The sequence below is a fragment of the Vibrio sp. 1288 genome, assembly GCF_033344475.1.
Map to the genome: position 1 here is coordinate 20,448 of NZ_JAWPOX010000014.1, position 14,545 is coordinate 34,992.

A 14,545-nucleotide genomic window follows, 5' to 3' on the forward strand; every position below is an offset into this window, starting at 1 on the left:
ATGAGTCGTTCAATCAAAATGCGATTGAAGCAAATCACTGGAGCACTGAGCTTAATGCTAAGTGCTCCTTATGCATTCGCTGCCGCACCAAATAATCTGGATCTTGCGACGACACTTGGTTCGCTTGTGCTTGTAATCGGCGTGATTCTTTTGCTGGCTTGGTTGCTGAAACGTATGCAAGTGCCAGCGATGGGACAACAAAAGGGCTTGCGTATAGTGAGTCAGTTGCCAGTGGGTACAAAAGAAAGAATCGCAGTAGTTCAAGTGGGTGAAGAACAGTTTTTGGTTGGGATTACTAGCCAATCGATCCAAACTTTAGCCAAGTTAGATAAGCCACTGAAAGAGGAAGAGTTGGCGACCAATGCTTTTGCGACTCAATTTAGCCAGCTGATCAAAAAACATGACAAAGGGTAATCCAATTCGTTTGCTCCTGAGTACGTTGTTACTTTTTGTCGGCGTGCTGTTTTCTTCATTTACCTTTGCTGAAGCAGAGGAGTCAGCGCTGCCAGATAACTTAACCGATGGAAGTGGTGTTACAGTTCAGGCTATGCAAAGTGATACTGGTGCTAGCCGTGCTATGTCCGTTTCTAGTGGCGGTGGTATTCCAGCATTCACCATGACCACGAACCCTGATGGCAGTGAAGACTACTCGGTTACACTACAAATTTTAGCGTTAATGACCATGCTTGGCTTCTTGCCTGCCATGGTGATTCTGATGACCTCGTTCACTCGAATTGTAGTGGTGATGTCGATATTGCGTCAGGCAATGGGTTTGCAACAAACGCCTTCTAATCAGGTCATTATTGGTATTGCGCTGTTTTTGACCTTTTTTGTTATGTCTCCTGTCCTGAACGAAATCAACGACAAAGCTGTTCAGCCTTATTTGAACGAGCAAGTTACGGCGCGAGAAGCGTTTGATGCTGCACAAGCGCCAATGAAAGCATTTATGCTTAAACAGACCCGAATCAAAGATTTGGAGACGTTTGTAACCATGTCAGGAGAGCAAGTCGAGAATCCAGAAGATGTGTCGATGGCGGTGTTGATTCCGGCTTTTATCACCTCAGAGCTAAAAACTGCATTCCAAATTGGCTTTATGCTCTTCTTGCCGTTTTTGATTATTGACCTTGTAGTCGCTTCGGTATTGATGGCAATGGGTATGATGATGTTGTCACCTATGATTGTTTCGTTGCCGTTCAAGTTGATGTTGTTCGTATTGGTCGATGGTTGGAACTTGATACTCTCGACACTCGCGGGCAGCTTTGCCCTTTAGATAAGCGCAGATAGAGGATAAGACATGACACCAGAAATGTTTGTCGAGCTTTTCCGTGAAGCACTTTGGATGGTGCTTATCATGGTCTGCGCTATTATCATCCCAAGCTTGCTTATCGGCCTTGTAGTCGCGATTTTTCAAGCTGCGACATCCATCAACGAACAAACATTGAGCTTCTTACCGCGTTTGATTGTCACGCTTTTGGCCCTGATGCTGTTTGGGCATTGGATGACGCAAATGTTGATGGAATATTTCTATGGCTTGATTGAACGCTTACCTCAGGTGCTTTATTAGAGGCGCCTATGGAGTACCCCACTAGCGTTGTCTTAGATTGGATCGCAAACTACTTCTGGCCCTATGTTCGTATCTCATCCATGTTGATGGTGATGACAGTAACCGGGGCCCGATTTGTTTCGCCAAGAATCCGCCTTTACCTCGGTTTAGCCATCACTTTCGCTGTCATGCCAGCCATCCCCGCTGTACCTCAAGACATTGAGCTACTCTCGTTTCGTGGCTTCATGACCATTGCCGAGCAAATGATCATCGGCATAGCGATGGGTATGGTTACTCAATTTATGATTCAAACCTTTGTCCTACTTGGTCAAATATTGGGTATGCAATCAAGTTTGGGCTTTGCTTCTATGGTTGATCCCGCAAATGGTCAGAACACGCCATTGCTTGGCCAGTTATTCATGTTCTTAACGACAATGTTTTTCCTTGCCACCGATGGACACTTAAAAATGCTGCAATTGGTGGTGTTCAGTTTTAAAACTTTGCCGATTGGCTCCGGCTCGCTCAACGCGGTTGATTTCCGTGAAATGGCAGGCTGGCTTGGTATTATGTTCCAAACGGCACTGAGTATGTCTCTATCTGGCATTATTGCGCTACTGACCATTAACTTGTCGTTTGGTGTAATGACCCGTGCCGCACCACAGCTGAATATCTTCTCGCTTGGTTTTGCTTTTGCTTTGATGGTGGGTCTATTACTTTGTTGGTACATACTGGCTGGTCTATACAGTCATTATGAAATGTTCTGGACAGTGGGTGAGGCGCAGATTTGTCGGCTTATTCGCTTGGAGTGCTAAGATTTGGCAGAATCAGACGGTCAGGAACGCACCGAAGAAGCCACGCCCCGACGGTTACAACAAGCCAGAGAAAAGGGGCAGGTCGCTCGATCTAAAGAGCTTGCATCAGCATCTGTGCTGATCGTTGGCGCCATTTCATTGATGTGGTTTGGCGAGGCGTTAGCACGTTCATTGTTTTCCATCATGAGCCGTTTATTTGATCTTCAACGAGAAGAGATTTTCGATACTGCAAAACTGTTTGATATCGCTTTGGGCGCGATGAGTGATTTGTTGTTCCCACTATTTTTGGTGTTAGCGACATTGTTTACCGCCGCCATGATTGGAGCAGCAGGTGTGGGAGGAATCAGTTTTTCTGCCCAAGCGGCCATGCCCAAGCTGTCGAAAATGAATCCGCTTAGCGGCTTAAAGCGAATGGTTGGAATGCAAAGCTGGGTAGAGTTGATCAAATCAATCCTTAAAGTGGTTCTGGTCACTGGTGTCGCCATCTATTTGATCCAAGCATCACAGGCCGATCTGATTCAATTGAGCATGGATGTGTATCCGCAAAACATCTTCCATGCTTTAGATATTTTGCTGAACTTTATTTTGCTGATCAGTTGCTCGCTATTGATTGTGGTTGCCATCGATATTCCATTTCAAATTTGGCAGCACGCCGATCAGTTAAAAATGACCAAGCAAGAAGTCAAAGACGAATACAAAGAGACTGAAGGTAAGCCGGAAGTGAAAGGCCGTATTCGTATGTTGCAAAGGGAAGCGGCTCAACGTCGAATGATGGCGGACGTTCCTCAAGCTGATGTTATTGTTACTAACCCAGAGCACTTCTCGGTAGCGCTTCGTTATAAACAGAAGACAGACCGTGCGCCAGTCGTGATCGCTAAAGGTACTGACCACATGGCGATGAAGATTCGAGAAGTCGCCCGCGAACATGACATTACGATTGTGCCCGCACCACCTTTGGCTCGTGCGTTGTACCACACGACAGAGCTCGAGCAAGAGATCCCCGATGGGTTATTTACTGCCGTCGCTCAGGTTTTGGCATTTGTATTCCAATTGAAGCAATACCGAAAACGAGGTGGACAGCGCCCGAAAATTCAAGATTATGATTTGCCAATCCCGCCCGAGCACCGTCATTGATACGAAAAGCGGTAAAGCCTTAAAAAAGCTCGTTTGATCAAAAGCTAAGCTCTATTTGAGTGTTTAGTCATTATTTTGGCGCTAATTATGGTACATAGATTGCTTAAAACGCTTTAATTATCAACCCTACCTAAACTTTTAGGCTAAAGCGGTCGCGTATTAATAGTAAGAGCTTACGTGACGCTTCAATCGATTGAGATCTCTCGCAGTATGAAGTTAAGCCTGCCGTTTGCAGATAAATTGCCACGAATCCCTCAACGTGAAATGCCAGCTATTGGTGCTCCGGTGATGGTTTTGGCCACCCTAGCGATGGTGGTACTGCCGATTCCAGCATTTTTGCTGGATATGTTCTTCACCTTTAACATCGCGCTGTCGATGGTGGTGTTGTTAGTGACCGTTTACACACGTCGCCCTTTGGACTTCGCTGCTTTTCCAACGGTATTGCTGATCGCCACGTTGCTCCGCTTGGCTTTGAACGTTGCCTCGACTCGTGTCGTCTTACTGCATGGTCATGAAGGCGGTAATGCGGCAGGTAACGTAATTGAGGCGTTCGGTAACGTCGTTATTGGTGGTAACTACGCGGTCGGCCTAGTGGTTTTCCTCATCTTAATGATCATCAACTTTATGGTGGTGACCAAAGGTGCGGGTCGTATCTCTGAGGTAAGTGCTCGCTTTACGCTTGATGCGTTGCCGGGTAAGCAAATGGCGATTGATGCCGACTTGAATGCCGGATTGATAGACCAAGAGCAGGCAAGAGTTCGTCGTTTTGAAGTGACCAAAGAAGCGGATTTCTATGGCTCGATGGATGGTGCCTCGAAGTTCGTAAAAGGTGACGCGATTGCCGGTATTTTGATTCTGTTTATCAACATCGTCGGCGGTCTGTCGATCGGTATGGCGCAGTATGGATTGGGTTTCGGTGAAGCGATTGAAATCTATACCTTACTGACAATCGGTGATGGTTTGGTCGCACAAATCCCATCGCTATTGCTGTCGATTGCAGCGGCAATGATGGTGACGCGCCAAAACACCGATGAAGACATGGGGGAACAACTGGTCTTCCAGATGTTCGACAACCCAAAAGCGCTGATGATTACTGCGGCTATTCTTGGTGTGATGGGCATCGTACCGGGCATGCCACACTTTGCGTTTTTGAGCCTGGCAGTCGCGGCCGGTGCAGCGGCATATTTCATCGACAAACGGCAGAAGCAGAAAGCGAAAGAGCCCGCTTTACCAGCAACAGCAGACGAAGGTACAGAACCTTCCTCACAGCGCGAACTGTCTTGGGATGACGTCCAGCCAGTCGATATTATTGGCTTGGAAGTCGGTTATCGCTTAATCCCTTTGGTGGACAGAGACCAAGGTGGTGAACTGCTAGAGCGCGTAAAAGGCGTGCGTAAAAAGTTATCGCAAGATTTTGGGTTCCTAATTCCAGCGGTTCATATTCGTGACAATCTTGAGCTGACCCCAAACAGTTACCGAATTACATTGATGGGGGTTGCGGTGGGCGAAGCAGAGATTCGTCCGGATCAAGAGCTAGCGATTAACCCAGGTCAGGTGTATGGCATGATTGATGGTGAGCCAACCATTGACCCTGCTTTTGGACTGGAAGCCGTATGGATCCGAGAAGATCAGCGTGAGCACGCGCAGGCTCTGGGTTATACGGTTGTTGATTCATCAACGGTATTAGCGACGCACCTAAGCCAGCTATTGACCAACAACGCATCACAGCTAATTGGTCATGAAGAAGTAGAGAATTTATTAGAAATGTTGGGGTGCAGCGCGCCTAAGTTAGTCGAGAACTTTGTTCCTGACCAATTACCATTAGGTGTGGTGGTGAAAGTCCTACAAAACTTGTTAAACGAGGCCATTCCAATCCGCGATATTCGCACGATTGTTCAAACTTTGGCTGAGTACTCAAGTAAGAGTCAAGAAGCTGACATATTGACGGCAGCAGTTCGAGTTAGTCTTAAACGTCTAATTGTTCAAGAAATCAATGGTATAGAGCCTGAGTTACCAGTGATTACTTTGATACCTGAACTGGAACAAATATTGCATCAAACTATGCAAGCATCAGGAGGCGAATCCGCGGGGATTGAACCGGGACTCGCTGAGCGATTGCAGTCTTCACTAAGCCAAGCGACACAGGAACAAGAACTGAAAGGCGAACCTGCCGTTCTGCTTACTTCTGGTGTATTACGCTCGACGTTGGCGAAATTTGTGAAGAACACAATACCTAATCTCCGGGTACTGTCTTACCAAGAAATCCCGGATGAAAAACAGATCAGAATTGTGCAAGCCGTGGGTAACTGATCTCACGCATCATTAATGGATTCATAGTTTGAAAATAAAGCGATTTTTTGCCAAAGACATGAGAACGGCGCTGCTCCAAGTGAAAGAGGAGTTAGGCGCGGAAGCGGTGATCATGTCAAACAAGAAAGTGGCTGGTGGAGTAGCGATTGTTGCGGCGATAGATAGTGAATCTAATCCGTCTCAAGCAAGCGCAGCGTCACAGCAAAATCGCGGTGCTTCTCAATCGAATCGCTATAACGAACATCGTCAAATGTCATCGTCTTCTGCTGATCGTTACCAAGATCGTCATTTAGATGAAGATAAAATTAGCCTGAACAGTAATAACAGTAACAATGAAAAAACAGGCTCAATGACGCAGCGATTCGCTAATATGCTTAAGCAATATAGCGGTGGTGCAGCAGATGCTGACGATCACGTAGCGGAAAATGAAGATTCGCTCTCTGCTTTGCTGCAACGCCAAAATAAGCATCGCGACGGCTACAACCAAGAAAAGCCAGCGCCATATCAACCAGATTCACCCTTGGCGAAGCTAATCGCACAGGACAATCGATTTGAACGTCCGACACCCAAGCTGGACCCGACGCGCTATGATCGACGTCGCCCAAGCGATGAGCGTGACGAATCGGCAGATGAGCTAGAAAGCATGCGCGAAGAGATGACGTCAATTCGTCGTCTGTTGGAGCACCAAGTTTCTGGCCTGATGTGGCAAGAAGTAGAACGCCGTGAGCCGCTAAGAGCAATGCTGATTAAGCGCTTAGAGCGAATGGGCGTTTCTCCGGAGTTAGCAGACCAGATGGCCTGTTATATCCCGGAAGATACAAAGCCAGCGCGAGCGTGGAAAGCGTTATTGTCGCTGGTGGCGGATCAAATCAATATTCCTAAACAGGACATTTTAAAACGTGGTGGCGTAGTCGCATTGTTGGGTCCGACGGGGGTTGGGAAAACAACAACCGTAGCGAAACTCGCAGCACGCGCAGCCATGGAATACGGTGCCGACAATGTGGCCCTTGTGACAACAGATACATATCGCATAGGTGCACATGAGCAACTCTCAATTTACGGAAGAATTATGGGTTGTCCCGTAAGAGTTGCTAAAGATTCTAACGAGTTAGCCGATGTTATATATCAGCTAAGAAACAGAAGACTGATTTTGGTCGATACGGCAGGGATGGGGCAACGAGATGTGAGGCTTTCCGAGCAGCTCGACACTCTAATGCAAGAGAGCGGGGAAGTGATTCACAGCTACCTTGTTTTGCCGGCTACCGCACAACGTCGTGTTCTACAAGAAACGCTGGATCACTTCCGACGTATACCACTTTCGGGTTGTATTATGACGAAGCTTGATGAGTCATTAAGCCTAGGCGAATTCATCAGTGTAGTGATTCAAAACGCAATGCCAGTAGCTTACATCGCTAATGGTCAGCGCGTACCAGAAGACATTGTGATAGCGCAACCAAAATATATGCTTGCGAAAGCAAATGAACTGTTAGAGAAGTCGACAGAGAACGAACCTCACTTTTGGAACAGTGACAGTGAAGGACTCTAAGGCGGCGGACTACTATGACTGAGAATATGATACACGATCAAGCAAGCGGCCTCCGTCGCTTAACACAACCATCGTTGACCAAAGTGATTGCTGTTACTGGCGGCAAAGGTGGTGTGGGGAAATCAAACGTAACACTGGGTCTGGCGATTTGTATGGCTCGCCAAGGCAAGAAGGTGATGGTTCTCGACGCTGATTTAGGTCTGGCCAATGTGGACGTGATGCTCGGAATTCGTGCAAAACGTAATCTAGGACATGTCTTAGCGGGTGAATGTGAGCTAAAAGATGCGATTGTCGAAGGGCCTTATGGTATAAAGATAATTCCTGCAACTTCTGGCACACAGAGCATGACAGAGCTTTCTCACGCTCAGCATGCCGGACTCATCCGAGCATTTGGTAGTCTTGAAGACGAAATGGATGTCCTGCTGATTGATACCGCTGCTGGTATCTCTGACATGGTAATCAGTTTTTCGCGAGCAGCTCAAGATGTGGTTGTAGTTGTGTGTGATGAACCGACGTCAATCACAGATGCCTATGCATTAATCAAGCTGTTGAGTAAAGAACACCAAGTTCAACGCTTTAAAGTTGTAGCAAATATGGTCAGAAGCTACCGTGAAGGGCGAGAATTGTTTGCAAAGTTGACACTAGTCACAGAGCGATTCTTGAATGTTAGCCTTGAACTCGTAGCATGTATTCCATTAGATGATAAAGTACGACAGGCTGTAAAAAGACAAAAAATTGTCGTTGATGCGTTCCCACGCTCGCCTGCCGCTTTAGCTATCAGCTCACTAGCAAACAAAGCGTTGACGTGGCCACTACCGAAAACACCAAGTGGACACTTGGAATTTTTTGTGGAAAGGTTGTTAAATCGTACCGAATTCGCAGAGGACCCTTTTGGTGAATAAAGCGATAACCTATGACCAACATGGCAAATTTAATAGCCAGCAGGCGTTCATTGAACGTTATTCAGTGTTGGTTAAGCGCATTGCTCACCACCTACTAGGCCGTTTACCGCCGAGTGTTCAGGTAGAGGATTTAATTCAGGCCGGCATGATCGGTCTTATCGAAGCTCAGCAGAATTATGATGGTTCTAAAGGTGCGAGCTTTGAAACTTATGCAGGTATCCGTATTCGTGGCGCAATGTTAGATGACATGCGTAAAGGCGATTGGGTACCGCGTTCTGTTCATAAAAATAATCGAGAGATTAACCAAGCGATTGCGGAGCTGGAAGGCGAATTAAATCGAGATCCTACTGATTCTGAAGTAGCCACGCATCTCGGTATGACACTGGATCAATATCATAGTGCTCTTACCGATATCAACTGCTCAAAATTAGTCGGTATTGAAGATTTAGGCGTTTCTGATGATGTGATTTCAGCGGCGGATGAAACCGATGACAGCAACCCATTCAAAGGGGTAGTTGATGAATCATTTCGAAAAGCACTGGTTGAATCAATAAAACAGCTTCCAGAGCGTGAAGCTTTGGTTCTTTCGCTTTATTATGATGAAGAACTCAATTTGAAAGAAATTGGCGATGTGTTAGGCGTAAGCGAATCTCGCGTAAGTCAAATACTGAGTCAAGCGATGCAACGTTTACGTACCAAGCTCAGTGCGTGGACACAAAATGACTAAAAACACTGATTTTACGATTCAGTGGAGGCAATTTTGAATAAAAACATGAAGATCCTTATTGTTGATGATTTCTCAACAATGCGCCGTATTGTTAAAAACCTGCTTCGTGACTTGGGTTTCAATAACACTCAAGAAGCGGACGATGGTTTAACCGCATTACCAATGCTGAAAAAAGGTGACTTCGATTTTGTTGTAACTGACTGGAACATGCCAGGTATGCAAGGCATCGATTTGCTTAAACACATCCGCGCGGATGCAGAACTTAAGCATCTGCCAGTTCTAATGATCACGGCTGAAGCGAAGCGTGAGCAGATCATTGAAGCTGCTCAAGCAGGTGTAAACGGCTACATTGTTAAGCCATTTACTGCTGCAACATTAAAAGAAAAATTAGATAAAATTTTCGAGCGTTTATAACTCTCTCTTTCTCTTTGTTATTCGAGTCATTCATACCAATTATTAAATACCTATTAAATGACTCGTTTAGCGTTTTCAAAGTGATAAGAAGAACTAAACGTAAAAGGGTCTATTCAGAATGATCTCACTAGAGCAGGCGAAGTCACTCGTTCAAATGCTAGAAAACGGGGAACAAGACCAAGCCAATATGCTTGTTGCCTCGATCTACGAAGGTGCCGATAACCCAATGCTGCAAGAAATTGGAGCGTTAACTCGAGACCTTCACGAATCACTCAAGCAGTTCAGTCTCGATCAGCGCATGACCGAAATTGCGAAAGACGAAATCCCTAACGCTAGGGATCGTCTCAATTATGTGATCGAGAAGACAGAGCTTGCAGCCAACAAAACAATGGATGCGGTCGACTGCTGCCTTCCTATCGCTGACAACCTGCATGATTGCCTTCTAAAAGTTCGTCCTCAATGGAATGAACTCATGCACGGGCGCATAGAATTGAGCGAATTTAAAGCACTGTGCCACCGAATTGACGGGCTATTAGTGCAAGTCGAAGGTGACAGCACTGAATTGCGCGGCCAATTGACCGAAATTCTCATGGCGCAAGACTTCCAAGACCTAACTGGCCAAATCATTCGCCGCGTAATTACGTTGGTTAATGAAGTTGAAGGCCGCTTAGTGGAAATCCTAACCGTATTCTCTGGAAATAAACTTGAAGAACACATTCAAGTTTTGTCAGAACCGGCAGATAAAAAGAATACACAAACAAGCGAAGCCGAAGGCCCGATTCTTCATCCAGAACTGAGAGAAGATGCGGTTTCATCGCAGGACGAAGTCGATGACTTGTTGTCCAGTCTTGGATTTTAAAGGTAACGTATGAGCTACGATTTAGACGAAGATATTCTTCAGGACTTTCTCATTGAGGCTGGGGAAATTATCGAGCTGCTTTCTGAGCAGTTGGTTGAATTGGAAAATAACCCAGAAGACAAAGACTTACTTAATGCTATTTTCCGCGGGTTTCATACCGTAAAAGGCGGTGCCGGCTTCCTTTCATTGGCAGAGCTAGTCGATACTTGTCATGGTGCGGAGAACGTGTTCGACGTTTTACGAAACGGTCAACGCACGGTAACGCAAAACTTAATGGATACGATGCTAAAAGCCTTGGATACGGTTAATACCCAGTTCCAGGCTGTTCAAGATCGTGAGCCGTTAGAAGCTGCGGACCCTGAGCTTCTTGAAGAACTTCATCGTCTATGCAAACCTGAGTCAGAAGATGAAGTAGCGGCAACCGTAGTTGAAGAACCAGTGGCTACTCCAGAACCTATTATTCCCGAGCCTATCATCGAAGAACCTGCTGCACCGTCAGCACCATCAAGTGTCGGCTCTGTTGATGAAATTACCCAAGACGAATTCGAAAAGCTACTTGATGAGCTTCATGGTAAAGGTTCAGCGCCAGGCAACTCAATGTCTGCGACACCTACAACGCCATCTGAACCGCCTCAATCGAGTGCACCATCAGTTGAAAGTGGTGATATCACTGATGATGAGTTTGAACGTTTACTCGATGAACTGCACGGTGTAGGAAAAAGCCCTTCTACGGCAGAGGCTGCTGCATCTGTACCAGTAGAGCCACCTAAAGCGGCAGAGCCTTCCGCTCCAGTGGCATCTTCATCAAATCAAGACAGTGACTTAATGACGGACGAAGAGTTCGAAAAGTTACTCGATGAGCTACATGGTTCAGGTAAAGGTCCAACGCTAGAAGAATTGGACATGGCAACGAAGCCTGCTTCAGCAAACGTAGAGCAAAGCCCTGCGAAACCTGAGCCTGTTGCTAAGCCAGCACCTGTTCAAGCAGCGCCAGCACCAAAGCCAGAATCTAAACCAGTCGCGGTAAAAGAAGAAGCCAAAGCACCAGCGGTTAAAAAACCTCAGGCTGAAGCAACCGTTCGTGTTGATACCTCGACGCTTGATACCATCATGAACATGGTGGGTGAGCTCGTATTGGTGCGTAACCGTCTACTAAGCCTTGGTTTGAATAGCGACAACGAAGAGATGTCCAAAGCGGTCGCTAACCTTGATGTGGTAACTGCGGATCTACAAGGCGCGGTAATGAAAACGCGTATGCAGCCAATTAAGAAAGTGTTTGGCCGTTTCCCACGCGTTGTCCGTGACTTGGCTCGTAACCTAAATAAAGACATCGTGCTAGAAATGCGCGGTGAAGAAACCGATCTCGATAAAAACCTTGTAGAAGCATTGGCCGATCCGTTGATTCACTTGGTGCGTAACTCGGTTGATCACGGTATTGAAATGCCAGACGCACGCGCGAAGGCAGGCAAATCACGCACAGGTAAAGTGATTTTGTCAGCATCGCAAGAAGGGGACCATATTGAACTATCCATCGTAGATGATGGTGGCGGTATGGACCCGAACAAACTGCGTGGCATCGCGGTGAAGCGTGGCATGATGGATGAAGATGCGGCGGCACGTTTAACAGATAAAGAGTGCTTCAACCTTATCTTCGCACCTGGCTTCTCAAGTAAAGATAAAATTTCTGACATTTCTGGTCGTGGTGTGGGTATGGACGTGGTTAAGACGGCGATCAATACCTTAAACGGTTCAATCGATATCGATTCTGAGCTAGGCAAGGGCACTAAGATTACGATCAAAGTACCACTAACGTTAGCGATTTTACCGACTCTGATGGTTGGTGTTGGCGGTCATCCTTTTGCTCTACCACTGGCTTCGGTGAGTGAAATTTTCCACTTGGATCTTAGTCGTACAAACGTGGTAGATGGTCAGCTGACGATCATTGTGCGTGAGAAATCTATCCCACTATTTTACTTACAAAACTGGTTGGCATCCAAATCGCAAAACGTTCAAGAGCGTACTGGTCACGGTCACGTGGTGATTGTACAGATTGGTAACCAGCGCGTTGGTTTTGTTGTGGATACGCTTATTGGTCAAGAAGAAGTGGTTATTAAGCCACTCGATAATCTATTACAAGGCACTCCAGGTATGGCTGGTGCGACAATTACTAGCGATGGCCATATTGCATTAATTCTAGATGTGCCTGATTTACTTAAGCGATATGCTGCGGCTTCACGCCTTTAAGCAAAGCTGACGTTATTAAAAGGAATAAGATGGCGATTAAAGTACTAGTCGTTGATGATTCGAGTTTTTTCCGACGTCGCGTGAGCGAAATCATCAACTCAGAATCGCGCCTAGAAGTGATTGACGTTGCGGTAAATGGTAGAGAGGCGGTTGAAAAAGCCAAATCTCTCAAACCTGACGTCATCACGATGGATATTGAAATGCCAGTGATGGATGGCATTACAGCTGTACGTGAAATTATGGCCGCTGCTCCAACGCCAATTCTAATGTTTTCGTCCCTGACCCACGACGGGGCGAAAGCTACGCTTGATGCTCTAGATGCGGGCGCATTGGACTTCTTACCGAAAAAGTTTGAGGACATTGCGCGTAACCGTGAAGAAGCGGTGTCATTACTTCAACAGCGTGTGATTCAGATTGCCTCGAAGCGCGCTTTCATGCGTCGACCTATCGCTCGCCCAACAGCGAGTACCAGCACGACTACTCGACCATTAGGTTCAAGAACGGCTTCACCTGTGACTCCAACACCAACTCGACCTGCTGCGACAAAGTACCGTGCTTCTGGTAAGAAGTATCAACTGACGGCAATTGGCACATCAACAGGTGGCCCCGTTGCTCTACAAAAAATTCTGACGCGTTTGCCGATGAACTATCCGCATCCGATTGTATTGATTCAACACATGCCAGCAACGTTTACTGCTGCGTTTGCCAGTCGTTTGAACACCTTGTGTAAGATTCAAGTGAAAGAAGCACAAGATGGCGATGTGTTACAGCCCGGTGTGGCATACCTTGCACCAGGTGGGAAACAAATGATGGTGGATGGACGAGCGGGCGCTGCTCGTCTTCGCATTATTGATGGCGGCGATCGCATGAACTACAAACCATGTGTGGATGTGACTTTTGGTTCTGCCGCAAAAGTATATGGCGACAAAGTGCTCTCTTTAGTGTTGACAGGCATGGGTGCAGACGGTCGTGAGGGCGCTCGCATGTTGAAGTCTTCAGGCTCAACAATTTGGGCACAAGATGAAGAAAGTTGTGTTGTTTATGGCATGCCCCAAGCGGTTGCTAAAGCAGGCATTTCTTCAGAAGATTTACCGCTTGACCGCATTGCTGAACGCATGTTGGTGGAAGTTGGCCTAGCTTAGGATTCATCATGATTGTTTGGAGTGTAGCTAACCAGAAAGGAGGCGTGGGTAAAACCACCTCAACAGTGACATTGGCGGGCTTATTGAGCCAGAAAGGCCATCGAGTATTGATGGTTGATACTGATCCTCACGCCTCACTGACTACTTATCTCGGTTATGATCCTGATGCAGTAACTTCGAGCCTATTTGATTTATTCCAGTTGAAGACGTTTTCTCGTGAGACGGTTAAGCCGTTGATTTTAGAAACAGAGCTGGAAGGAATGGATATCATTCCCGCGCATATGTCCCTTGCCACGCTTGATCGCGTAATGGGTAATCGCAGTGGTATGGGATTAATCTTAAAACGGGCGCTGCAAACTGTCTCACAAGACTATGACTATGTGTTGATTGACTGTCCGCCAATCCTTGGCGTGATGATGGTGAACGCGTTGGCAGCCAGTGACCGAATTTTGATTCCTGTTCAAACAGAGTTTTTGGCGATGAAAGGTCTAGAGCGCATGATGCGTACGCTAACCATTATGCAAAAATCTCGCCCGGGCGGTTTCAAAGTGACTATCGTCCCAACCATGTACGATAAGCGCACGAAAGCGTCATTGCAGACATTGATGCAACTGAAAAAAGATTACCCAAATCAAGTGTGGACCTCAGCGGTGCCTATTGATACCAAGTTCCGCGATGCCAGTTTAAAGCACTTGCCAGCTTCGCATTTTGCATCTGGTAGCCGTGGTGTGTTTGCCTATAAACAGCTACTGATTTACCTGGAGAGGTTGGCGTTCGATGAGCAGTAATGATGTGCTGTCCAGTGAACAAGCACTTGATGACTACTTTAATGCATTACTGGATGATGAAACTGAAATAACGACTCTTGAGGAAGACCTTGACCTGTTGGCTCAAGAGGTATCATCTGCAGAG

The 14,545-nt window shown here is 46.5% G+C and carries 14 protein-coding genes and 1 pseudogene; all 15 read left to right on the forward strand.

Annotation, left to right across the window (positions count from 1 at the left end; all coding sequences use genetic code 11):
* Nucleotides 1-414 carry a flagellar biosynthetic protein FliO gene (gene fliO, locus R8O11_RS12225; RefSeq protein ID WP_005380480.1) on the forward strand — a complete coding sequence of 138 codons (414 nt, stop codon included), beginning with the start codon at nucleotides 1-3 and terminating at the stop codon, nucleotides 412-414.
* A complete protein-coding gene (fliP, locus tag R8O11_RS12230) occupies nucleotides 401-1,270 on the forward strand; it encodes a flagellar type III secretion system pore protein FliP (protein WP_053306691.1) in 870 nt (289 codons plus the stop codon). The genes fliO and fliP overlap by 14 nt, the downstream gene beginning before the upstream one ends.
* 24 nt (nucleotides 1,271-1,294) lie before the next feature.
* Entirely contained in the window at nucleotides 1,295-1,564 is a 270-nt protein-coding gene (gene fliQ / locus R8O11_RS12235) for a flagellar biosynthesis protein FliQ (protein ID WP_005380488.1), read from the forward strand.
* Between the two features lie 8 nt (nucleotides 1,565-1,572).
* Entirely contained in the window at nucleotides 1,573-2,355 is a 783-nt protein-coding gene (gene fliR, locus R8O11_RS12240) for a flagellar biosynthetic protein FliR (RefSeq protein WP_005384463.1), read from the forward strand.
* A 3-nt stretch (nucleotides 2,356-2,358) separates the two neighbouring features.
* A complete protein-coding gene (gene flhB, locus R8O11_RS12245; protein WP_005380490.1) occupies nucleotides 2,359-3,489 on the forward strand; it encodes a flagellar biosynthesis protein FlhB in 1,131 nt (376 codons plus the stop codon).
* Nucleotides 3,490-3,699: 210 nt separating this feature from the next.
* Nucleotides 3,700-5,799, forward strand: coding sequence for a flagellar biosynthesis protein FlhA (flhA, locus tag R8O11_RS12250; RefSeq protein WP_318194198.1), 2,100 nt, complete (start codon nucleotides 3,700-3,702; stop codon nucleotides 5,797-5,799).
* Nucleotides 5,800-5,827: 28 nt separating this feature from the next.
* On the forward strand, nucleotides 5,828-7,345 hold the full coding sequence (flhF, locus tag R8O11_RS12255; protein ID WP_033907111.1) for a flagellar biosynthesis protein FlhF: 1,518 nt from the start codon (nucleotides 5,828-5,830) through the stop codon (nucleotides 7,343-7,345).
* Between the two features lie 14 nt (nucleotides 7,346-7,359).
* Nucleotides 7,360-8,247, forward strand: coding sequence for a MinD/ParA family protein (locus tag R8O11_RS12260; protein WP_005380498.1), 888 nt, complete (start codon nucleotides 7,360-7,362; stop codon nucleotides 8,245-8,247).
* Nucleotides 8,240-8,974 carry an RNA polymerase sigma factor FliA gene (locus R8O11_RS12265; protein WP_149192454.1) on the forward strand — a complete coding sequence of 245 codons (735 nt, stop codon included), beginning with the start codon at nucleotides 8,240-8,242 and terminating at the stop codon, nucleotides 8,972-8,974. Before R8O11_RS12260 ends, R8O11_RS12265 begins: the two co-directional genes overlap by 8 nt.
* A gap of 45 nt (nucleotides 8,975-9,019) precedes the next feature.
* Nucleotides 9,020-9,388 (forward strand): chemotaxis response regulator CheY, encoded by a 369-nt coding sequence (cheY, locus tag R8O11_RS12270; RefSeq protein ID WP_017635949.1) that lies wholly within the window; start codon nucleotides 9,020-9,022, stop codon nucleotides 9,386-9,388.
* A gap of 118 nt (nucleotides 9,389-9,506) precedes the next feature.
* Nucleotides 9,507-10,247 (forward strand): protein phosphatase CheZ, encoded by a 741-nt coding sequence (locus tag R8O11_RS12275; protein ID WP_005380502.1) that lies wholly within the window; start codon nucleotides 9,507-9,509, stop codon nucleotides 10,245-10,247.
* A gap of 9 nt (nucleotides 10,248-10,256) precedes the next feature.
* Nucleotides 10,257-12,491, forward strand: a complete 2,235-nt coding sequence (locus tag R8O11_RS12280; RefSeq protein ID WP_149192453.1) for a chemotaxis protein CheA — start codon at nucleotides 10,257-10,259, stop codon at nucleotides 12,489-12,491.
* Between the two features lie 29 nt (nucleotides 12,492-12,520).
* Nucleotides 12,521-13,633, forward strand: coding sequence for a protein-glutamate methylesterase/protein-glutamine glutaminase (locus R8O11_RS12285; protein WP_005384458.1), 1,113 nt, complete (start codon nucleotides 12,521-12,523; stop codon nucleotides 13,631-13,633).
* 8 nt (nucleotides 13,634-13,641) lie between these two features.
* Nucleotides 13,642-14,421, forward strand: a complete 780-nt coding sequence (locus tag R8O11_RS12290; RefSeq protein ID WP_005380505.1) for a ParA family protein — start codon at nucleotides 13,642-13,644, stop codon at nucleotides 14,419-14,421.
* Nucleotides 14,411-14,545: pseudogene (locus R8O11_RS12295) on the forward strand (chemotaxis protein CheW); the annotation flags it as partial. The gene R8O11_RS12290 and the pseudogene R8O11_RS12295, both read left to right, overlap by 11 nt.